The organism is Pantoea sp. X85 (assembly GCF_029623675.1).
GTDB lineage: Bacteria > Pseudomonadota > Gammaproteobacteria > Enterobacterales > Enterobacteriaceae > Pantoea > Pantoea leporis.
The window spans coordinates 4,155,592-4,176,576 of record NZ_CP121108.1 but is presented as its reverse complement, the minus strand read 5'-3'; the positions used below and the strand labels follow the sequence as shown (position 1 = coordinate 4,176,576).

The following is a 20,985-nucleotide window of genomic DNA, read 5'->3' as shown; positions in this document are numbered from 1 at the left end:
CGCTATGCAACCGTTATTGCAACTCAAAGGAATTGAAAAGTCGTTTCCTGGCGTGAAGGCGTTGAATGGCGCATCGCTGGCCGTTTATCCGGGACGCGTGATGGCGCTGGTGGGTGAAAACGGCGCGGGCAAATCCACCATGATGAAAGTGCTGACCGGCATTTACAGCATGGATGCCGGTTCTCTGCAGTGGCTGGGTAAGGATGTGGCGTTCTCTGGCCCGAAAGCGTCGCAGGAAGCAGGCATTGGCATTATCCATCAGGAACTGAACCTGATTCCGCAGCTGACTGTTGCCGAGAATATCTTCCTTGGCCGCGAATGTGTTAACCGCTTTGGCCGCATCGAATGGAAAAAGATGTATGCCGAAGCGGATGCGCTATTAAAGCGCCTCAATCTGCGTTTCGACAGCCACAAGCTGGTGGGCGATTTGTCGATTGGCGATCAGCAGATGGTCGAGATCGCCAAGGTGCTCAGCTTCGAGTCGAAAGTCATCATTATGGATGAACCGACCGATGCGCTGACTGATACCGAAACGCTGTCGCTGTTCCGCGTCATCAATGAACTGAAAGCGCAAGGCTGCGGCATCGTCTATATCTCGCACCGCATGAAAGAGATCTTCGAGATTTGCGATGACGTCACCGTGTTCCGCGATGGGCAGTTTATTGCCGAACGCGCGGTGTGCGATCTCAGCGAAGAGAGCCTGATCGAGATGATGGTCGGCCGCAAGCTGGAAGATCAATATCCGCGTATCGATCAACAGCCGGGCGAGATCCGCTTAAAAGTGGAAAATCTCAGCGGTCCGGGCGTTGATAACGTCAGCTTTACGCTGCGCAAAGGGGAAATCCTTGGCGTGTCGGGTCTGATGGGCGCAGGACGTACTGAACTGATGAAAGTGCTGTACGGCGCGCTGCCGCGCAGCAAAGGCAAAGTGACGCTGAACGGCCGCGAGATCGTGACCCGCTCTCCGCAGGATGGCCTCGCCAGCGGCATTGTGTATATCTCGGAAGACCGCAAGCGCGATGGTCTGGTGCTCGGCATGTCGGTGAAAGAGAACATGTCGTTGACCGCGCTGCGCTATTTCAGCACTGGCGCGGGCAACCTGCGCCACAGCGACGAGCAGCTGGCGGTGGGCGATTTTATCCGCCTGTTCAACGTTAAAACCCCGTCAATGGAGCAGCCGATTGGTCTGCTATCTGGCGGTAATCAGCAAAAAGTGGCGATTGCGCGTGGCCTGATGACGCGCCCCGATGTGCTGATTCTTGATGAGCCGACACGCGGCGTCGATGTCGGGGCAAAAAAAGAAATTTATCAGTTAATTAACCAGTTTAAAGCCGAAGGGCTGAGCATCATTTTGGTGTCGTCGGAAATGCCGGAAGTGCTGGGCATGAGCGATCGCATCGTGGTGATGCATGAAGGCCATCTGAGTGGCGAATTTTCCCGTGAGCAAGCTACCCAGGAATCCCTGATGGCGGCGGCAGTCGGTAAGCAACACAGCGAGGAGTTAGTTGTATGAGCACCCAAACCTTACCCGCCAGCCGTCGTTGGTTTAGCAAAGCCTGGCTGCTGGAGCAGAAATCACTGATTGCATTGATCGTGCTGATTGCCGTGGTTGCCAGCCAGAGTCCGAACTTCTTCACGCTGGCCAACATGTTCAACATTCTGCAGCAGACGTCGGTCAACGCCATTATGGCGGTCGGCATGACGCTGGTGATTCTGACCTCGGGCATTGATCTATCGGTGGGATCGCTGCTGGCGCTGACCGGCGCGGTGGCGGCATCGATTGTCGGATTGGAGGTGAATGCGCTGGTGGCCGTTGCGGCTTCGCTGGCGCTGGGGGCGGCGATTGGCGGTATTACCGGCGTGATTGTGGCGCGCGGCAAGGTGCAGGCTTTCATCGCCACGCTGGTGATGATGTTGCTGCTGCGCGGCGTCACCATGGTTTACACCAACGGCAGCCCAATCAATACCGGTTTTAACGATAACGCCGATCTGTTCGGCTGGTTCGGTATCGGTCGCCCGTTGGGCATTCCAACGCCGGTGTGGCTGATGGTCGCGGTGTTCGGGCTGGCGTGGTACATGCTGCATCACACGCGCCTTGGTCGTTACATCTATGCGCTGGGTGGCAACGAAGCGGCCACGCGTTTGTCGGGCATCAACGTTAATCGCGTTAAAATCATCGTCTATTCGCTGTGCGGCCTGCTGGCGGCATTGGCGGGCACCATCGAAGTGGCGCGTCTCTCTTCCGCACAACCTACAGCGGGCACCGGTTATGAACTGGATGCGATTGCTGCGGTGGTGCTGGGCGGTACCAGCCTGGCGGGCGGTAAAGGTCGCATCATGGGCACGCTGATTGGTGCGTTGATCCTCGGTTTCCTGAATAACGGCCTGAATCTGATGGGCGTATCGTCTTACTACCAAATGATTGTTAAAGCCGTCGTCATTCTGCTAGCGGTGCTGGTGGATAACAAAAGCAGTAAATAACTCTGACCTTCACACAGGATTTAAAAATGAAAAAGTTAACTGCATTGGCCGTCATTCTTGGCGCCACCCTCAGTGCTGGCGCGATGGCTAAGGACACCATTGCTCTGGTGGTATCTACGCTGAATAATCCGTTCTTTGTGTCACTGAAAGATGGCGCACAGAAAGAAGCTGACCAACTGGGTTATAACCTCGTGGTGCTGGATTCGCAGAACAACCCGGCGAAAGAGCTGGCGAACGTGCAGGATCTGACGGTGCGCGGCACCAAGCTGCTGCTGATCAACCCAACTGATTCTGATGCGGTGGGTAACGCCGTGAAGATGGCGAACCAGGCGAATATTCCGGTGATCACGCTGGACCGCGTAGCAGCACAAGGCACCGTGGTGAGCCACGTAGCTTCTGACAACCGCTTCGGCGGCAAAATGGCCGGTGACTTCATCGCCAAAAAACTGGGCGATGGCGCGAAAATTATTGAACTGCAAGGCATTGCCGGTACTTCTGCGGCGCGCGAGCGTGGCGAAGGCTTCAAACAGGCAGCCGATGCCCATAAATTCAATATCCTGGCGAGCCAGCCTGCTGACTTCGACCGTACTAAAGGTCTGAACGTCATGCAGAACCTGCTGCAGGGACATCCGGATGTGCAGGCGGTCTTCGCTCAGAACGATGAAATGGCGCTGGGCGCGCTGCGTGCGCTGCAAACCGCGGGTAAAACCGACGTGCTGGTGGTGGGTTTTGACGGCACCGCTGACGGTGTGAAAGCCGTAGAATCGGGTAAACTGACCGCGACTGTGGCGCAGATGCCAGACAAGATTGGTATGATTGGCGTGCAGACTGCCGATAAAGTATTGAAAGGCGAGAAGGTGCAGGCGGTTAATCCGGTTGACCTGAAGCTGGTGACCAAATAATAAGTAAAGAAAAGCAGGGCAACGCGCCACCGTCCTGGTGGCGCATCTTTCTGGATGAATCCCAATGACCACAAGCGCAAAACTGGCCGTTCTCGGCAGCATCAATGCCGATCACATCCTTAACCTCGCCCATTTTCCACGTCCGGGCGAAACGGTGATCGGGAAACAGTATCACATTGCTTTTGGCGGCAAAGGGGCCAATCAGGCTGTGGCTGCGGGCCGTGCCGGTGCAGACATTGCTTTTATTGCCTGTGTAGGCGCTGATGATATTGGCGAGCGTATTCGTCAGCAGTTGCAGCAAGACCGCATTGATACCGCACCGGTTGAAACTGTCGCAGATGAATCGACCGGTGTAGCGATGATCTTCGTGAATGGCGAAGGCGAAAATAATATCGGCATCTATTCCGGTGCCAATGCCGCGCTGACGCCGGCTCGCGTTGCGCAGCATCAGCAGGTGATTGCCGATGCTGATGCGTTGCTGATGCAGCTGGAATCTCCGCTGGAAAGCGTTCTGGCCGCCGCGAAGATTGCGCGTGCGCAGCAGACGCAAGTGATCCTGAATCCCGCACCGGCCACGGCGCTCTCTGATGAGCTGCTCGCGCTTATCGACATCATCACGCCAAATGAAACCGAAGCTGAAATTCTCACCGGCATTGCGGTGAAGAGCGATGAAGATGCCGCGCGTGCTGCTGCGGCATTGCATGCGAAAGGTATTGCTACCGTGTTGATCACGCTAGGCCGTCGCGGTGTGTGGCTGAGTGAGCAAGGCAACGGCGTGCGCATTCCGGGCTTCAGCGTGCAGGCCATCGATACTATCGCAGCGGGCGATACCTTCAACGGGGCATTTATTACCGCACGTCTGGAAGGTGTGGCGATGCATGATGCTGTACGTTTCGCCCATGCCGCCGCTGCGATTGCGGTGACGCGTCCGGGCGCGCAGCCCTCAGTGCCGTGGCGCACTGAGATTGACGCCTTCCTGCAACAACAGGGCTAAGCGCTTGGCTACCATGAAAGATGTCGCCCGCCTGGCGGGCGTCTCTACCTCCACCGTTTCACACGTCATCAATAACAATCGCTTTGTCAGCGAGCAGGTGCGTGAAAAGGTGGAACAGGCGATTCGCGAGCTGAACTATGCGCCGTCCGCGCTGGCACGCAGCCTGAAGATCAAACAAACCCGCACCATCGGCATGCTGCTGACCGCCAGCAGTAACCCGTTCTATTCCGAAGTGGTGCGCGGCGTAGAAAACAGCTGCTACGAACGCGGCTACAGCCTGATTCTGTGTAATACCGAAGGCGATGAAGAGCGTATGAATCGCAGCCTCGAAACGCTAATGCAAAAGCGCGTCGATGGTTTACTGATGATGTGCACTGAAACCCATCTGCCGTCGGCGGAGATCCTCAATCGTTATCCCTCGGTGCCGATGGTGATGATGGACTGGGCGCCATTTGAAGGGCGCGGCGACATTATTCAGGACAACGCGCTGCTCGGCGGCGAACTGGCAACCCAGCATCTGATCGATCGTGGCTATACGCGCATTGCCTGTATCGCCGGGCCGCAGGATAAAACGCCCGCGCGTTTGCGTCTTGAAGGTTTCCATAAAGCGATGGCCAACAGCGGATTATCGGTGCCGCCGGGTTATGTGGTTGATGGCGATTTCGAGTTTCAGGGCGGCTTCAACGCCATGAATCAACTGCTGACGCTGGATACGCTGCCAGAAGCGATATTTACCAGCAACGATGCGATGGCGGTTGGCGTCTATCACGCCTTGTTCCAGGCCGGATTGCGCGTGCCGCAGGATATTGCGGTGATGGGCTATGACAACATTGAGCTGGCGCGTTACCTGACTCCGCCGCTTAGTACCATCCATCAGCCGAAAGATGAGTTAGGTGAACTGGCGATTGATACCTTGATTCATCGTATGGGCGATCCCGACGCCAGTCAGCAAACGCTGGTGCTGACGCCGGAGCTGGTGGAGCGCGGTTCGGTCTAAGTCGCTTTCTTCTTTTTCTCGCGGTTGGCGATCAGATTACGCCCATCGCTCGGACGTAACATCATAAAGGTAAAGGCAGACAACACCGTGACGACGCCCATCGTCAGGAAGGTGGCGTGGAATTGCGCGACGGTTGTGGCCTCGACATCCTGATAGAAACGCAGCACTGCGGCACTCACCGCCACGCCAAAGCTGATCGACAGCTGCTGCGTTACCGCTAGCACACTGTTCCCGCCGCTGGCGTTCTCATCATTTAAATCTGCCAGCGTGATGGTGTTCATCGCGGTGAACTGCGTTGACATCGCCATCCCCAGAATCAACAGTGCCGCCAGCAACATCACCACGCTGCCACCCGGCGATTGCAGTGAGAAGGTGGCGATCAATATGCCAATAATAATGGTGATACCTACCAGCGTATGGCGATAACCAAAGCGGCGTAGCACTTGCGTCACCGTGGATTTCGCCAGCAGCGCGCCAATCGCCGTTGGACCCATCATGCAACCGGCAATCAGTGCGGGATAACCAAAGCCCACCTGCAACATCAGCGGCATCAGGAACGGAATGCAGCCGGTACCCAGGCGCGAAGCTATGTTGCCAATGATGCCGACCGAGAAGGTGCGGGTTTTAAACATTGGCAGATTAATCAGCGGTGCCGGATGGCGACGCGCGTGCACTATATAGAGAAGAAGTAATGCAATGCCGCCAAACAGCACCAACAACGCTTGCCACGGCAACACCACGCGCTCGCCAAACAACTCGATACCGACCGAGATCAGCACCAGACCCAAACCAAACAGCAGGAAGCCTGAAAAGTCGAAGCGGCGTTTTGGGGTAGTGAAGTCCGGCATATATTTGCGTGCGTAGAAGATGCCAGCGATACCGATGGGAATGTTGAGGAGGAATATCCAGTGCCAGCTGGCGTAGGTCACTAACAATCCGCCCAGCATTGGGCCCAGAATCGGGCCTACTAAACCCGGCATGGTAACGAAGTTCAGCACCGGCAGCAGTTCACTGCGTGGATAAGCGCGTAACAACGCCAGGCGCGCGACGGGCATCATCATCGCCCCGCCTATCCCTTGTACCACGCGCGAGACCACCAACATGCTCAGCGAGCCGGATAAGGCGCAGGCCAGCGAACCCAGCGTAAATAGCGATACCGCAAGAATGAAGATTTTGCGTGTGCCGTAGCGATCGGCTAACCAGCCACTCACTGGAATCAGCATCGCTACCGTTAACGTGTAACTGATGATGGCGGATTGCATGGCAAGAGGGGAACGTTCAAGGCTGGTGGCGATAGCAGGAAGCGCAGTATTCAGGATGGTGGCATCAAGTGCTTGCATGAAAAACGCCATGGCGGCGATCCAGGGCAAGCCGGCCATGCTGCGCGCGGAGCGAATCATTGAAAGTCCTTCTCGAATAATTGTCAGCCTGCGACAAAGAAATTACGTTTGGTTAAAGAGAATAGCATTGGTGTTTAAGGTGATGGCGCTGATTTATGCCGATGAAGCGGCGGTTTTGACTGATTCTTCGCCGGGAAATGTCCGTTTTTAACGCGTTCGTTTAAAAAAGAGGCGCTCAGTCATTTTTTTGCAATTAACCCTTGTCACCTCCGAATAACTCCCTATAATGCGCCACCACTGAGACGGCAAAGCGGCAACGCAGACGGCTCAGCAGGGAGTGAAGAAATTCATCCCGCCGGATTAAAACGCTGAAAAAAGTGTTTGACTCCGAAGGAGAGTAGCGTAGTATACGCCACCTCGCGACAGGCGGTTCAGCCGCTGTTCGCAACGCTCTTTAACAATTTATCAGACAATCTGTGTGGGCACTCGCAGGATTGATATCCGCGTCTCCGGACGCAAAAAAATATCAAAGCCTCACGAGTGAACACATAATGAAATTCATTATGACGTTTTACAGATGAGCACCGCTGAACTGGTTTCAGCAAATCAAACTTAAATTGAAGAGTTTGATCATGGCTCAGATTGAACGCTGGCGGCAGGCCTAACACATGCAAGTCGAACGGTAGCACAGAGAGCTTGCTCTCGGGTGACGAGTGGCGGACGGGTGAGTAATGTCTGGGAAACTGCCCGATGGAGGGGGATAACTACTGGAAACGGTAGCTAATACCGCATAACGTCGCAAGACCAAAGTGGGGGACCTTCGGGCCTCACACCATCGGATGTGCCCAGATGGGATTAGCTAGTAGGTGGGGTAATGGCTCACCTAGGCGACGATCCCTAGCTGGTCTGAGAGGATGACCAGCCACACTGGAACTGAGACACGGTCCAGACTCCTACGGGAGGCAGCAGTGGGGAATATTGCACAATGGGCGCAAGCCTGATGCAGCCATGCCGCGTGTATGAAGAAGGCCTTCGGGTTGTAAAGTACTTTCAGCGGGGAGGAAGGCGGTGAAGTTAATAGCTTCACCGATTGACGTTACCCGCAGAAGAAGCACCGGCTAACCCGTGCCAGCAGCCGCGGTAATACGGAGGGTGCAAGCGTTAATCGGAATTACTGGGCGTAAAGCGCACGCAGGCGGTCTGTCAAGTCGGATGTGAAATCCCCGGGCTTAACCTGGGAACTGCATTCGAAACTGGCAGGCTGGAGTCTTGTAGAGGGGGGTAGAATTCCAGGTGTAGCGGTGAAATGCGTAGAGATCTGGAGGAATACCGGTGGCGAAGGCGGCCCCCTGGACAAAGACTGACGCTCAGGTGCGAAAGCGTGGGGAGCAAACAGGATTAGATACCCTGGTAGTCCACGCCGTAAACGATGTCGACTTGGAGGTTGTTCCCTTGAGGAGTGGCTTCCGGAGCTAACGCGTTAAGTCGACCGCCTGGGGAGTACGGCCGCAAGGTTAAAACTCAAATGAATTGACGGGGGCCCGCACAAGCGGTGGAGCATGTGGTTTAATTCGATGCAACGCGAAGAACCTTACCTACTCTTGACATCCAGAGAACTTAGCAGAGATGCTTTGGTGCCTTCGGGAACTCTGAGACAGGTGCTGCATGGCTGTCGTCAGCTCGTGTTGTGAAATGTTGGGTTAAGTCCCGCAACGAGCGCAACCCTTATCCTTTGTTGCCAGCGGGTAATGCCGGGAACTCAAAGGAGACTGCCAGTGATAAACTGGAGGAAGGTGGGGATGACGTCAAGTCATCATGGCCCTTACGAGTAGGGCTACACACGTGCTACAATGGCGCATACAAAGAGAAGCGACCTCGCGAGAGCAAGCGGACCTCATAAAGTGCGTCGTAGTCCGGATCGGAGTCTGCAACTCGACTCCGTGAAGTCGGAATCGCTAGTAATCGTAGATCAGAATGCTACGGTGAATACGTTCCCGGGCCTTGTACACACCGCCCGTCACACCATGGGAGTGGGTTGCAAAAGAAGTAGGTAGCTTAACCTTCGGGAGGGCGCTTACCACTTTGTGATTCATGACTGGGGTGAAGTCGTAACAAGGTAACCGTAGGGGAACCTGCGGTTGGATCACCTCCTTACCTGAAGATACCTTCCCGCGAAGTGCTCACACAGATTGTCTGATAGAAAGTAATGAGCAAGACGGCTGCGAAGTCGTGACACTATCGTGTCCCCTTCGTCTAGCGGTTAGGACTCCGCCCTTTCACGGCGGCAACAGGGGTTCGAATCCCCTAGGGGACGCCACTTGCTTGGTGACAGGTGAAAGGTGTCTCCACGATGTATCTCAAACGAAGCTTACGAGCTGCGTCTGAGATACTGCTCTTTAACAATCCGGAACAAGCTGAAAATTGAAACGACGTATCGTCTTCATTCTCCGTAATAAGAATGAAGCGGCGATATGTTCGAGTCTCTCAAATGCTTGCAGTCTGCACGCGTTGCAAAACGCCTGTGGGTTGTGAGGTTAAGTGACTAAGCGTACACGGTGGATGCCCTGGCAGTCAGAGGCGATGAAGGACGTGCTAATCTGCGTAAAGCGTCGGTAAGGTGATATGAACCGCTACAGCCGACGATGTCCGAATGGGGAAACCCGGTGCACCCAGTGCATCATCGCAACATGAATACATAGTGTTGCGAGGCGAACCCGGGGAACTGAAACATCTAAGTACCCGGAGGAAAAGAAATCAACCGAGATTCCCCCAGTAGCGGCGAGCGAACGGGGAACAGCCCAGAACCTGAATCAGTTTGTGCGTTAGTGGAAGCGTCTGGAAAGTCGCACGATACCGGGTGATAGTCCCGTACACGAAAGTGCACATTCTGTGAGTTCGAAGAGTAGGGCGGGACACGTGGTATCCTGTCTGAATATGGGGGGACCATCCTCCAAGGCTAAATACTCCTGACTGACCGATAGTGAACCAGTACCGTGAGGGAAAGGCGAAAAGAACCCCGGCGAGGGGAGTGAAACAGAACCTGAAACCGTGTACGTACAAGCAGTGGGAGCCTCTTTAATGGGGTGACTGCGTACCTTTTGTATAATGGGTCAGCGACTTATATTCTGTAGCAAGGTTAACCGTATAGGGGAGCCGCAGGGAAACCGAGTCTTAACTGGGCGTTAAGTTGCAGGGTATAGACCCGAAACCCGGTGATCTAGCCATGGGCAGGTTGAAGGTTGGGTAACACTAACTGGAGGACCGAACCGACTAATGTTGAAAAATTAGCGGATGACTTGTGGCTGGGGGTGAAAGGCCAATCAAACCGGGAGATAGCTGGTTCTCCCCGAAAGCTATTTAGGTAGCGCCTCGTGAACTCATCTCCGGGGGTAGAGCACTGTTTCGGCTAGGGGGCCATCCCGGCTTACCAACCCGATGCAAACTGCGAATACCGGAGAATGTTATCACGGGAGACACACGGCGGGTGCTAACGTCCGTCGTGAAGAGGGAAACAACCCAGACCGCCAGCTAAGGTCCCAAAGTCATGGTTAAGTGGGAAACGATGTGGGAAGGCACAGACAGCCAGGATGTTGGCTTAGAAGCAGCCATCATTTAAAGAAAAACGTAATAGCTCACTGGTCGAGTCGGCCTGCGCGGAAGATGTAACGGGGCTAAACCATGCACCGAAGCTGCGGCAGCGACACTATGTGTTGTTGGGTAGGGGAGCGTTCTGTAAGCCGTTGAAGGTGTGCTGTGAGGCATGCTGGAGGTATCAGAAGTGCGAATGCTGACATAAGTAACGATAAAGCGGGTGAAAAGCCCGCTCGCCGGAAGACCAAGGGTTCCTGTTCAACGTTAATCGGAGCAGGGTGAGTCGACCCCTAAGGCGAGGCTGAAAAGCGTAGTCGATGGGAAGCAGGTTAATATTCCTGCACTTGGTGTTACTGCGAAGGGGGGACGGAGAAGGCTAGGTTATCCGGGCGACGGTTGTCCCGGTTTAAGCGTGTAGGCTGATACCTTTGGTAAATCCGGGGTATCTTAAGGCTGAGGCGTGACGACGAGCCACCACGGTGGTGAAGTAACTGATGCCCTGCTTCCAGGAAAAGCCTCTAAGCTCCAGGTAGGTAACACGAAATCGTACCCCAAACCGACACAGGTGGTCAGGTAGAGAATACCAAGGCGCTTGAGAGAACTCGGGTGAAGGAACTAGGCAAAATGGTGCCGTAACTTCGGGAGAAGGCACGCTGGCGCGTAGGTGAAGGGACTTGCTCCCCGAGCCGAAGCCAGTCGAAGATACCAGCTGGCTGCAACTGTTTATTAAAAACACAGCACTGTGCAAACACGAAAGTGGACGTATACGGTGTGACGCCTGCCCGGTGCCGGAAGGTTAATTGATGGGGTTATCCGCAAGGAGAAGCTCTTGATCGAAGCCCCGGTAAACGGCGGCCGTAACTATAACGGTCCTAAGGTAGCGAAATTCCTTGTCGGGTAAGTTCCGACCTGCACGAATGGCGTAATGATGGCCAGGCTGTCTCCACCCGAGACTCAGTGAAATTGAAATCGCTGTGAAGATGCAGTGTACCCGCGGCAAGACGGAAAGACCCCGTGAACCTTTACTATAGCTAGCTTGACACTGAACATTGAGCCTTGATGTGTAGGATAGGTGGGAGGCTTTGAAGCGTGGACGCCAGTCTGCGTGGAGCCAACCTTGAAATACCACCCTTTAATGTTTGATGTTCTAACGTAGGCCCGTAATCCGGGCTGCGGACAGTGTCTGGTGGGTAGTTTGACTGGGGCGGTCTCCTCCCAAAGAGTAACGGAGGAGCACGAAGGTTGGCTAATCCTGGTCGGACATCAGGAGGTTAGTGCAATGGCATAAGCCAGCTTGACTGCGAGAGTGACGGCTCGAGCAGGTGCGAAAGCAGGTCATAGTGATCCGGTGGTTCTGAATGGAAGGGCCATCGCTCAACGGATAAAAGGTACTCCGGGGATAACAGGCTGATACCGCCCAAGAGTTCATATCGACGGCGGTGTTTGGCACCTCGATGTCGGCTCATCACATCCTGGGGCTGAAGTAGGTCCCAAGGGTACGGCTGTTCGCCGTTTAAAGTGGTACGCGAGCTGGGTTTTAGAACGTCGTGAGACAGTTCGGTCCCTATCTGCCGTGGGCGCTGGAGAATTGAGGGGGGTTGCTCCTAGTACGAGAGGACCGGAGTGAACGCACCACTGGTGTTCGGGTTGTCATGCCAATGGCACTGCCCGGTAGCTAAGTGCGGAAAAGATAAGTGCTGAAAGCATCTAAGCACGAAACTTGCCCCGAGATGAGTTCTCCCTGACCCCTTGAGGGTCCTGAAGGGACGTTGAAGACTACGACGTTGATAGGCCGGATGTGTAAGCGCAGCGATGCGTTGAGCTAACCGGTACTAATGACCCGTGAGGCTTAACCTTACAACGCCAGAGGCGTTTTGGTCTGAGAGACCAGAGATTTTCAGCTTGTTTACGGACTGGTCTGCGGCGCCTGAGAGGGGGCTGCGGACGAAACAGAATTTGCCTGGCGGCTTTAGCGCGGTGGTCCCACCTGACCCCATGCCGAACTCAGAAGTGAAACGCCGTAGCGCCGATGGTAGTGTGGGGCCTCCCCATGCGAGAGTAGGGAACTGCCAGGCATCAAATAGTGAAGAAGCCCCGGACGAAAGTCCGGGGCTTTTTTACGTCTGAATCTTATCCAAAATCTGGCTATTTCAACGCTTTTTAAGCCACTGAACAATAAAATCGGCAACCTGCATTGGCTGATTAATATCCAATATGGGCAAATTCAGTTCCATATACTCATCAGTAGCGACGGCAATCACATACTGATCCAGCAAATCCTTAATCTCACCTTTAACGCCACGCCGCCAAAGTGCAATTTTGGGGACCGGCTCATCTTTGAAGCCCTCGACCAGCACCAGATCCAACGTTGAGCTATCCATCTGTGATGCTAATTGCATTAGGCTTAAAGGCTTATTAGGTGATTCAACCATTAATGCCCAGCGCTGATTACTGGCGACGATCACCTGATCCGCCCCAGCTTTACGCAGCAAATAACTGTCTTTCCCCGGCGTATCGATATCCATCTGATGATGTGTGTGCTTAATTAAGCCTGATTGAATCCCCTGAGTTTTGAGAAGTGGAATGACTTGCTCAAGCAAAGTGGTTTTTCCTGTCCCGCTCCATGCGGAAATCGCCAGTAAGCGCACACTCATAAATACTTTTCCTCATTCATGAGATCGTCTGGCGTATTGATATTGCGGAACGCAGATTCTGGGTCTGAAAACGCAATAGCATGCCCGCCATGCTCACGTAAGAACTGCATTAAACGTCGCTCGCCGCGCAGTAGCCAGGTTTCAAGATCATCAGCCAATGTACGATTGACCAGCGCTAAGGCTGGATGATCACGCTGAGAGGATTTCACCCACACAGCGGGCGCATCATTACGCTGCTGCCACAGACGCGCGACAAAGTCATTGGGGATCCATGGCGTATCACAAGCGCAGAAAGCGACCCATTCATTTTTACTGCTGCGTAAACCACTGAGCATGCCGGCCAGCGGTCCGGGATAATCGGGCAATGTATCGATAACAACCTGACAACCGCTTGCCTGATAGCGATCAATGTTACGGTTAGCGCTTATCAACACAATATTGACCTGCGGCCGAAATCGCCGCAAAACGTGCTGATAAAGGGGTTCGCCCTGTAACATCAATAACCCTTTATCCTGGCCTCCCATACGACTGCCTTGGCCACCCGCGAGGATCACGCCGGTAAATGCTGTCATCTCCGTCTCCTTGCTTCATTCTGGACGATACTTACTTAGCGGCAGCGTACCATCTGCATAAAGGAATCAATGATGAAATATCACCGACTCAATGAACTGCTCGAGCTTCTGCAACCCGCATGGCAAAAGTATGCCGATCTCAACTTGCTGGCATTTTTGCAAAAACTGGCGCAGGAATCTGGTTTCAGTGGCCCATTAAGTGAATTAACCGATGATGTATTGATTTACCATCTTAAAATGCGTGACACAGATAGCCAGAGTGCCATTCCCGGCCTGAAAAAGGATTATGAAGTGGACTTCAAAACCGCGCTATTACGTGCACGCGGTGTGATTAAGGATGATGAGTAATGTTATCCTTGCGCATTAATCGCAAAGGTAACACACAGGCAAAATGATGAGCGAAGCCGCCTTTAATTTCCAGACGTTGAATCCCGATGTCATCCTTGATGCACTTTGGGATGCGGGTCTGCGTGTCGAATCAGGCTTAACCGCCCTCAATAGCTATGAAAACCGCGTCTATCAGTTCAGCGACGATGATAAACGCCGCTATGTGGCTAAGTTTTATCGTCCGCAGCGCTGGAGCGCACAACAGATCCTTGAAGAGCATCAGTTCACTCAGGATTTATTAGAGGATGAAGTGCCGGTTGCCGCGCCGCTCGTTCTGCAGGGCAGCACGTTGAATCATCATGCCGGCTTCATGTACGCGGTCTTCCCCAGTTTAGGCGGACGGCAGTATGAAACCGATAACGAGAATCAGATGGAATGGGTTGGCCGCTTTTTGGGGCGCATCCATCAAACCGCAAAGCTAAGTCTGTTTCAGCAGCGACCCACTTTCGGCCTTGAAGAGTATATTTTTCAACCGCGTCGGGAGCTGGAACAAAGCGCATTAGTACCGGCTTCAGTCAAAGACTTACTGCTTGCTGCCGTTGATAAGCTCAGCGCGACGCTGCAGCAGCGCTGGCATAGCCATTGGCAGCCGTTAAGGTTGCACGGCGATTGCCATCCCGGCAATATTCTGTGGCGTGAAGGCCCGATGTTTGTCGATCTAGATGATGCCCGTAACGGGCCAGCAGTGCAGGATTTGTGGATGCTGGTTAATGGCGATCGTCAGGAACGGTTGATTCAATGGGACATTCTGCTGGAAGCCTATAATGAATTCGGTGATTTTGATTTACATGAATTGTCACTGATTGAACCTTTACGCGCTATGCGCATGGTTTATTATTTGGCCTGGGTAGTACGCCGCTGGCAGGATCCCGCTTTTCCGCGCGCCTTCCCCTGGATGACAGATGAGGATTTTTGGCGCCGGCAGATTGCATTATTTATCGAGCAGGAAAGGCTGTTACACGAACCGCCGTTGCAGCTTAGCCCGCAATATTAATGAAGTACTCAGGAGATTGTTTCACGATGAAAAAGATCATGTTTGCGCTGGTAGGTTTAATGCTGGCATTTGGCGCCTCGGCGGCACAGTTCAACGATGGTAAGCAGTTCGTTACTTTGCCAAAGCCAGTGGCGGGTGAGCCGCAGGTTCTGGAGTTCTTCTCCTTCTTCTGCCCACATTGCTACCAGTTCGAACGCGTTTATCACGTGAGCGAGGCAGTGAAAAAGAACCTGCCGGCGGACACGAAAGTGACCAAATACCACGTTGATTTCCTTGGTGGTCCATTCGGTCCGGTTGTCACTCAGGCATGGGCTGTTGCCATGGCGCTAGGCGTAGAAAGCAAAGTTACTGCACCGATTTTCGACGGTATTCAGAAAACCCAAACCGTTACCGATGCAGCAAGCCTGAAAGAGACTTTTATTAAAGCAGCGGGTATCTCTTCAGAAGATTACGATGCAGCGTGGAATAGCTTCGCAGTAAAAGCGCTGGTTGCGCAGCAGCAGAAAGCAGCAGCAGACGTCAATCTGCAAGGTGTGCCAGCGATCTTCGTTAACGGCAAATATATGGTTAACAACGGCGGCCTGGATACCAGCTCAATGGACAACTTCGTTGCTGATTACGCCAATGTAGTGAAGTTCCTGGTAGAAAAGAAGTAATTTAGTTTTTAGAACGCCGGTACTGCCGGCGTTTTTTATTGCCTTCATTCTCTTATTTGTGCGATGTATTTATTAACCCTTCGCTTAATATCCACATGGACGATCGTCTTTTCATTAGGGCGAGCAAGATCACGATAAGTATTTAACTTGCTGATATAAATGAATTTTTAATATTAAAGCAATTGCAATTAACGTAAATAACAATACGTTATGATTTTTACGCACAAACTTATCCACAGTTTGATCCTTGCGATCCGTGCCGCGTAACGACGAAAAAGATCCTGACTTCCCCGAGTGCATTCAACATTCTCCTCTGGTTGTGGCATCCTTATAGCCCTCATTATCGCAACGAAGAAAATACGAACCTATGGCGCAAATTGCAGAAAATCCCCTGATTCTGGTCGACGGCTCATCTTATCTGTACCGTGCATATCATGCCTTTCCGCCGCTAACGAACAGTGCAGGCGAGCCAACTGGCGCCATGTATGGTGTGCTCAACATGTTGAAAAGCCTGTTGATGCAGTATCAGCCAAGCCATGTGGCTGTGGTCTTCGATGCGAAAGGCAAAACCTTCCGCGATGAGCTTTTTGAACACTACAAATCGCACCGTCCGCCGATGCCAGACGATCTGCGTGCGCAGATTGAGCCGCTGCATGAAATGGTGAAGGCGATGGGCCTGCCGCTGTTGGCGGTATCTGGCGTTGAGGCGGATGACGTTATCGGTACGCTGGCGCTAGAGGCGGAAAAACTCGGCCGTCCGGTGTTGATCAGCACCGGCGATAAAGATATGGCGCAGTTAGTGACGCCTGCGATTACCTTGATCAACACCATGACGAATATCGTGCTCGGTCCGGAAGAGGTCGAGCAGAAATATGGCGTGCCGCCAGCACTGATTATCGATTTCCTCGCCATGATGGGCGACAGCTCCGATAACATTCCAGGCGTGCCGGGAGTCGGTGAGAAAACCGCGCAGGCGTTGCTGCAAGGCTTGGGCGGTATGCAGTCAATCTATGACAATCTCGATAAAGTGGCCGATCTCTCGTTCCGCGGTGCGAAAACCATGGCGGCGAAGCTGGAGCAAAATCGCGACGTCGCGTTCCTGTCTTATCAGCTGGCAACCATCAAAACCGACGTTGAGTTGGATCTGACCTGCGATCAGCTTGTCGTCAATGAACCTAATGTCGAAGCGCTGCAAACCTTGTTTAGCCGTTATGAATTTAAGCGCTGGATCACCGATTTGCAGGATGGTTCATGGCTGCAACAAGGTAAGAAGAGCAACGCGCAGGCTAAGAAACCGCAGCTCAGCGAACCTGCTGCGCCCGCTGCCGAAGCGACCAGCGTGCTCTCTGCGGATGGCTACGTCACTATCCTCGATGAAGCGACATTTGCCGCATGGCTTAAAAAGCTGAAAAGCGCCGAGCTCTTCGCTTTCGATCTTGAGACCGACTCGCTGGATACTTTAAGCGCCAATATTGTCGGCATTGGTTTTGCCGTCGCGCCGGGTGAAGCCGCTTATCTGCCGGTCGCCCACGATTATCTGGATGCGCCAGATCAGCTGGATCGCAGCGAAGTGCTGAAGCAGCTAAAACCGCTGCTGGAAGATGGTAACGCGGCGAAGGTTGGGCAGAATCTCAAATACGATCGCGGCGTGCTGAAGAATTACGACATTGAACTGAACGGCATCAAATTTGACACCATGCTGGAATCTTATTGCCTGAATAGCGTGGGCGGAAAACACGATATGGACAGTCTGGCCGCGCGCTGGCTAAACCATAAAACGGTGACTTTCGAAGAGATCGCGGGTAAAGGTAAAAATCAGCTCACTTTTAATCAGATTGCTATCGAACAAGCCGGCCACTACGCGGCGGAAGATGCCGATGTCACGCTGCAATTGCATCTGAAAATGTGGGAGAAACTGGAGCCGGAAGCGGGGCCGAAACAGGTATTTGAAGAGATCGAAATGCCGTTGTTGAAGGTGATATCGCGGATTGAGCGCAACGGCGTGCTGATTGACCAGAATATCCTGGCCAAACACTCGCAGGAGCTGACCACGCGTGTGGCCGAGCTGGAGCTGAAGGCGCACGAGCTGGCAGGCGAACCGTTTAATCTCTCTTCACCCAAACAGCTGCAAACCATTTTGTTTGAAAAGCAGGGTATTAAACCGACCAAGAAAACGCCGGGCGGCGCGCCGTCGACCAGCGAAGAAGTGCTGGCTGAACTGGCTCTCGATTATCCACTGCCTAAAGTAATTCTGGAACATCGTGGTTTATCAAAGTTGAAATCGACTTACACCGATAAGCTGCCACTGATGATCAATCCGCTTACCGGCCGCGTACATACATCCTATCATCAGGCGGTAACGGCGACGGGACGACTCTCGTCTACCGATCCTAACCTGCAGAATATCCCGGTGCGCAACGAAGAAGGGCGCCGAATCCGCCAGGCGTTTGTCGCCGGATCGGGCAATCGTATTGTCGCCGCGGACTACTCACAGATTGAACTGCGTATCATGGCGCATCTGTCGCAAGACAAAGGCCTGCTGGATGCGTTTGCCCAGGGCGAAGATATCCACCGTGCCACCGCATCAGAAGTGTTTGGTGTGGCGTTAAGCAAAGTTTCAGGTGAGCAGCGTCGCAGTGCCAAGGCGATCAACTTTGGTCTGATCTACGGAATGAGCGCGTTTGGTCTTTCCCGCCAGCTCAATATCGGTGCGGGTGAGGCGAAGAAATACATGGATCTCTACTTTGAACGCTATCCGGGCGTGCTGCGTTATATGGAAGAGACGCGCGCGAAGGCAGCAGAGAAAGGCTATGTAGAAACGCTCGATGGTCGTCGTTTGTGGCTGCCTGATATCACCTCCAGCAATGCGATTCGTCGTAAAGCGGCGGAGCGAGCGGCGATTAATGCCCCAATGCAAGGCACGGCGGCAGACATCATCAAACGCGCGATGATTGCGGTGGATGGCTGGCTGTTGGAGCAAAAAGACGATGCCGTGCGCATGATTATGCAGGTACACGATGAACTGGTGTTTGAGATCCGCAGCGATGCAGTGGATAGCGCCATTAAGACCATCCGTGATCTGATGGAGAACAGCATGAAGCTGGATGTGCCGCTGCAGGTGGAAGTAGGCACCGGCGATAACTGGGATGAGGCACACTGATCATGCTGATTCAGCGGTATTTGCGTGCCGCTGGCATCATCATAAGAAAAAAGTTTACTTAATCGGTTCAGCAACCTCACAAAGCGGTCTATTAAATGCGCGTTTTGTAACTGCCTATCGGCTAAGCATTTTTTTAGTAATTAAACTACATCGAACGCGTGAAAGTGTGATGAGCTTAGTAAAAAAGATGTCGAATCCTGAAACTTAACAACAAAAAACCCTTTGTAGGGCGCTGAAAATCAGGTAGAGTTTGTCGCGTAGGGTACAGAGGTAAGATGTTCTATCTTTCAGACCTTTTACTTCACGTAATCGGATTTGGCTGAATATTTAGCCGCCCCAGTCATTTATGACTGGGGCGTTTTTTATTGGGCTTTTTCTCAAAAGCCGCAACAAAATCACTCTGCTGTTTCTTCGCCGTCGCCTTCTTGCGCTGGCTCTAGTTCGCTAAACCAGCTGTCCAGTTTCTTACGCACAATATCAACGCCCATCTTCTTCAGCGACGAGAACATTTCCACCTGCACATCACCGTTAAAGGCCAGCGACGCTTCGCGCACCATCGTCAGCTGTGCTTTGCGTGCGCCGGATGCCAGTTTGTCGGCTTTGGTCAGTAAGACCAGCACGGGAATCTGGCTCTGCACGGCCCATTCAATCATGTTCTGATCGAGGTCTTTCAGCGGATGGCGAATATCCATCAATACCACCAGACCCTTCAGCGCCTGACGTTTTTGCAAATATTCCGCCAGCGAGCGCTGCCATTTGCGCTTCATCTCTTCCGGAACCTGGGCATAGCCATAACCGGGTAAATCGACCAGACATTTACCTTCAACCACTTCAAACAGGTTAATCAGCTGAGTACGACCTGGCGTTTTACTGGTACGGGCCAGACCTTTTTGGTTAGTGATGGTGTTCAGCGCGCTGGATTTGCCTGCATTTGAGCGCCCGGCAAAAGCAACTTCAATACCCACATCCGCCGGTAAGTGGCGAATATCGGGGGCGCTGAGCATGAAATGGGTCATGTGATAGTTCAAAGCAGACAAAGTGAAACTCCAGCAAAATGAATCGGGCAATTGGGCTGATTATACCTGTAATGGCGCAAAAGTGCCCGATAGCGTCCAAATGCGCCATTTTGTAAGAGATCTATGATTTTTACTGCCAGCGATTACCGCTTCATTGAATATTAACAATCCATTTAGATGTTATATTTCAATGATTTGAAATTATTATAGGAAATACCACTCTAAAATAGAGACAAGTCTCACTTGTTCATTTTACCTATTAGTCTACATTTGTTGTCAGTGCACGGCAGCACCCATCAGGATGATGAGCTCAGGAGTGTCGGGGATGACCAAGAGCATGGCGGGAAGCGATTCAGGCAGGAATCGAACAAGGACAGGGATTAATCGCAGGAGCGATGTGGCGATGGAGCAACCGGGACGTTGTGAGCCGTAAAGGATTTATTCAGTGTTTCCTTCATATGAAGGTGCGATAAAAGGCGATAGCATAGGCTATCGCCTTTTTTCTTTGCTTACTTTCTGCTAGATTTCGCCGCAATTCTATACTGAACTCACAAAGCACCGCCGAGACCGGACACCATGAAGCAACCTGCATCAGCCCCGCGTGGCAAACCTGCTGCGAAAGCCAAACGCAAATCGCGTGAAGACCTCAATCAGGAAGCGCGCGATCGCAAACGCGATAAAAAACATAGCGGCCATAAATCTGGCAGCCGCGCCAATCCGGAAACGCAAGCCGCTGGCAAAGGTCAGGGTAAAAAAGCTCAGGATCCACGCCTGGGCAGCAAAAAGCCGATCGCATTAGTTGCTGATGGTAAAACCCAGCCGGCAAAAAAGCCTGAAGCGAAACCAAAGCCAAAAGCAGAAAAAGTTCGCCTGACGCCGCAAGAAGAGCTGGCGAAGCTGGAAAATGACGAACGTCTGGATACGCTGCTGGATCGCCTGGAAAACGGTGAAACCTTGAGTGGCGAAGATCAGGCCTGGCTGGATCAAACCTTAGACCGCATCGATGAACTGATGGAAACGCTGGGCATCGCGCTGGATGACGAAGCGGAAGATGAGCAGGCTGAAGAAGATATGATGCGCCTGCTAAAAGGTAATTAAGGCAAATTTTGATCGGCATGCGTTTTCGCGCATGCCGCGCTAAACAGGTATTCACCTATGTTTTGGCCTGGATCAATTTTCGCGCTGCTGCTGACATGTTATCTGCTCTGGTTATTGTTTAAACTACGCCGCCTGTCGCGTCT

15 protein-coding genes, 1 tRNA gene and 3 rRNA genes are annotated in these 20,985 nt (G+C 52.9%); 15 read left to right on the top strand and 4 right to left on the bottom strand.

The window, feature by feature from the left end; genetic code table 11:
• The first annotated feature begins 4 nt into the window (after positions 1-4).
• The 5 genes from rbsA to rbsR all read left to right on the top strand — a co-directional run bounded on the left by rbsA (position 5) and on the right by rbsR (position 5,374).
• Positions 5-1,513 (top strand): ribose ABC transporter ATP-binding protein RbsA, encoded by a 1,509-nt coding sequence (rbsA, locus tag P6287_RS19535; RefSeq protein WP_101763923.1) that lies wholly within the window; start codon positions 5-7, stop codon positions 1,511-1,513.
• Positions 1,510-2,481 (top strand): ribose ABC transporter permease, encoded by a 972-nt coding sequence (gene rbsC, locus P6287_RS19530; RefSeq protein WP_008106756.1) that lies wholly within the window; start codon positions 1,510-1,512, stop codon positions 2,479-2,481. Before rbsA ends, rbsC begins: the two co-directional genes overlap by 4 nt.
• A 26-nt stretch (positions 2,482-2,507) precedes the next feature.
• Positions 2,508-3,383, top strand: a complete 876-nt coding sequence (gene rbsB / locus P6287_RS19525) for a ribose ABC transporter substrate-binding protein RbsB (RefSeq protein WP_137386809.1) — start codon at positions 2,508-2,510, stop codon at positions 3,381-3,383.
• A gap of 64 nt (positions 3,384-3,447) precedes the next feature.
• Entirely contained in the window at positions 3,448-4,377 is a 930-nt protein-coding gene (rbsK, locus tag P6287_RS19520; protein WP_101763925.1) for a ribokinase, read from the top strand.
• Between the two features lie 13 nt (positions 4,378-4,390).
• The gene (gene rbsR, locus P6287_RS19515; RefSeq protein ID WP_210081088.1) at positions 4,391-5,374 is read left to right on the top strand and encodes a ribose operon transcriptional repressor RbsR; all 984 of its coding nucleotides are present in this window, start codon (positions 4,391-4,393) and stop codon (positions 5,372-5,374) included.
• On the opposite strand, the gene mdtD is transcribed toward rbsR, so the two are convergent.
• Positions 5,371-6,774, bottom strand: a complete 1,404-nt coding sequence (gene mdtD / locus P6287_RS19510; RefSeq protein ID WP_101763927.1) for a multidrug transporter subunit MdtD — start codon at positions 6,772-6,774, stop codon at positions 5,371-5,373. The two genes, rbsR and mdtD, sit on opposite strands and share 4 nt — an antisense overlap.
• Between mdtD and P6287_RS19505 the strand changes: the two genes are divergently transcribed.
• The 5 genes from P6287_RS19505 (at position 6,713) to rrf (ending at position 12,380) form a co-directional block, all read left to right on the top strand.
• Positions 6,713-6,925 carry a hypothetical protein gene (locus P6287_RS19505; RefSeq protein WP_277974956.1) on the top strand — a complete coding sequence of 71 codons (213 nt, stop codon included), beginning with the start codon at positions 6,713-6,715 and terminating at the stop codon, positions 6,923-6,925. The genes mdtD and P6287_RS19505 overlap by 62 nt on opposite strands.
• Positions 6,926-7,328: 403 nt before the next feature.
• Positions 7,329-8,868 (top strand): 16S ribosomal RNA (locus tag P6287_RS19500).
• An 88-nt stretch (positions 8,869-8,956) separates the two neighbouring features.
• Positions 8,957-9,031 (top strand) — tRNA-Glu (locus tag P6287_RS19495).
• A 215-nt stretch (positions 9,032-9,246) separates the two neighbouring features.
• Positions 9,247-12,162 (top strand): 23S ribosomal RNA (locus tag P6287_RS19490).
• Between the two features lie 102 nt (positions 12,163-12,264).
• Positions 12,265-12,380: ribosomal RNA gene (gene rrf, locus P6287_RS19485) — 5S ribosomal RNA — on the top strand.
• The 16S, 23S and 5S rRNA genes sit together here with 1 tRNA gene alongside, the layout of an rRNA operon.
• A gap of 75 nt (positions 12,381-12,455) precedes the next feature.
• Here the strand turns inward: rrf and mobB are convergent.
• Positions 12,456-12,959 (bottom strand): molybdopterin-guanine dinucleotide biosynthesis protein MobB, encoded by a 504-nt coding sequence (mobB, locus tag P6287_RS19480; RefSeq protein ID WP_277974299.1) that lies wholly within the window; start codon positions 12,957-12,959, stop codon positions 12,456-12,458.
• The gene (mobA, locus tag P6287_RS19475) at positions 12,956-13,531 is read right to left on the bottom strand and encodes a molybdenum cofactor guanylyltransferase MobA (RefSeq protein WP_277974298.1); all 576 of its coding nucleotides are present in this window, start codon (positions 13,529-13,531) and stop codon (positions 12,956-12,958) included. The genes mobB and mobA overlap by 4 nt, the downstream gene beginning before the upstream one ends.
• A gap of 72 nt (positions 13,532-13,603) precedes the next feature.
• Here mobA and P6287_RS19470 point away from each other — a divergent pair, with 72 nt between their 5' ends.
• The 4 genes from P6287_RS19470 to polA all read left to right on the top strand — a co-directional run bounded on the left by P6287_RS19470 (position 13,604) and on the right by polA (position 18,728).
• On the top strand, positions 13,604-13,879 hold the full coding sequence (locus P6287_RS19470; protein ID WP_277974951.1) for a YihD family protein: 276 nt from the start codon (positions 13,604-13,606) through the stop codon (positions 13,877-13,879).
• A gap of 46 nt (positions 13,880-13,925) precedes the next feature.
• Entirely contained in the window at positions 13,926-14,912 is a 987-nt protein-coding gene (locus tag P6287_RS19465; protein WP_277974950.1) for a serine/threonine protein kinase, read from the top strand.
• A gap of 26 nt (positions 14,913-14,938) precedes the next feature.
• Positions 14,939-15,568 (top strand): thiol:disulfide interchange protein DsbA, encoded by a 630-nt coding sequence (gene dsbA / locus P6287_RS19460; RefSeq protein ID WP_110868418.1) that lies wholly within the window; start codon positions 14,939-14,941, stop codon positions 15,566-15,568.
• 367 nt (positions 15,569-15,935) lie between these two features.
• On the top strand, positions 15,936-18,728 hold the full coding sequence (gene polA / locus P6287_RS19455) for a DNA polymerase I (protein ID WP_192415274.1): 2,793 nt from the start codon (positions 15,936-15,938) through the stop codon (positions 18,726-18,728).
• A 395-nt stretch (positions 18,729-19,123) separates the two neighbouring features.
• Here the strand turns inward: polA and yihA are convergent, their stop codons facing one another.
• The gene (gene yihA, locus P6287_RS19450) at positions 19,124-19,765 is read right to left on the bottom strand and encodes a ribosome biogenesis GTP-binding protein YihA/YsxC (RefSeq protein WP_101760721.1); all 642 of its coding nucleotides are present in this window, start codon (positions 19,763-19,765) and stop codon (positions 19,124-19,126) included.
• 555 nt (positions 19,766-20,320) lie between these two features.
• On the opposite strand from yihA, the gene yihI reads away from it, so the two are divergent.
• Complete coding sequence (gene yihI, locus P6287_RS19445; RefSeq protein WP_101760720.1) at positions 20,321-20,842, top strand: Der GTPase-activating protein YihI; 522 nt, start codon at positions 20,321-20,323, stop codon at positions 20,840-20,842.
• Positions 20,843-20,985 lie beyond the last annotated feature (143 nt).

Excerpts from the sequence above, each read along its gene's own strand:
- polA (WP_192415274.1), top strand. The coding sequence starts at position 15,936 with ATGGCGCAAATTGCAGAAAATCCCCTGATTCTGGTCGACGGCTCATCT.
- P6287_RS19465 (WP_277974950.1), top strand. The coding sequence starts at position 13,926 with ATGAGCGAAGCCGCCTTTAATTTCCAGACGTTGAATCCCGATGTCATC.
- yihI (WP_101760720.1), top strand. The coding sequence starts at position 20,321 with ATGAAGCAACCTGCATCAGCCCCGCGTGGCAAACCTGCTGCGAAAGCC.
- rbsC (WP_008106756.1), top strand. The coding sequence starts at position 1,510 with ATGAGCACCCAAACCTTACCCGCCAGCCGTCGTTGGTTTAGCAAAGCC.
- rbsB (WP_137386809.1), top strand. The coding sequence starts at position 2,508 with ATGAAAAAGTTAACTGCATTGGCCGTCATTCTTGGCGCCACCCTCAGT.
- rbsK (WP_101763925.1), top strand. The coding sequence starts at position 3,448 with ATGACCACAAGCGCAAAACTGGCCGTTCTCGGCAGCATCAATGCCGAT.
- P6287_RS19505 (WP_277974956.1), top strand. The coding sequence starts at position 6,713 with ATGAAAAACGCCATGGCGGCGATCCAGGGCAAGCCGGCCATGCTGCGC.
- rbsA (WP_101763923.1), top strand. The coding sequence starts at position 5 with ATGCAACCGTTATTGCAACTCAAAGGAATTGAAAAGTCGTTTCCTGGC.
- mobB (WP_277974299.1), bottom strand. The coding sequence starts at position 12,959 with ATGAGTGTGCGCTTACTGGCGATTTCCGCATGGAGCGGGACAGGAAAA.
- P6287_RS19470 (WP_277974951.1), top strand. The coding sequence starts at position 13,604 with ATGAAATATCACCGACTCAATGAACTGCTCGAGCTTCTGCAACCCGCA.
- rbsR (WP_210081088.1), top strand. The coding sequence starts at position 4,391 with ATGAAAGATGTCGCCCGCCTGGCGGGCGTCTCTACCTCCACCGTTTCA.
- mobA (WP_277974298.1), bottom strand. The coding sequence starts at position 13,531 with ATGACAGCATTTACCGGCGTGATCCTCGCGGGTGGCCAAGGCAGTCGT.
- mdtD (WP_101763927.1), bottom strand. The coding sequence starts at position 6,774 with ATGATTCGCTCCGCGCGCAGCATGGCCGGCTTGCCCTGGATCGCCGCC.
- dsbA (WP_110868418.1), top strand. The coding sequence starts at position 14,939 with ATGAAAAAGATCATGTTTGCGCTGGTAGGTTTAATGCTGGCATTTGGC.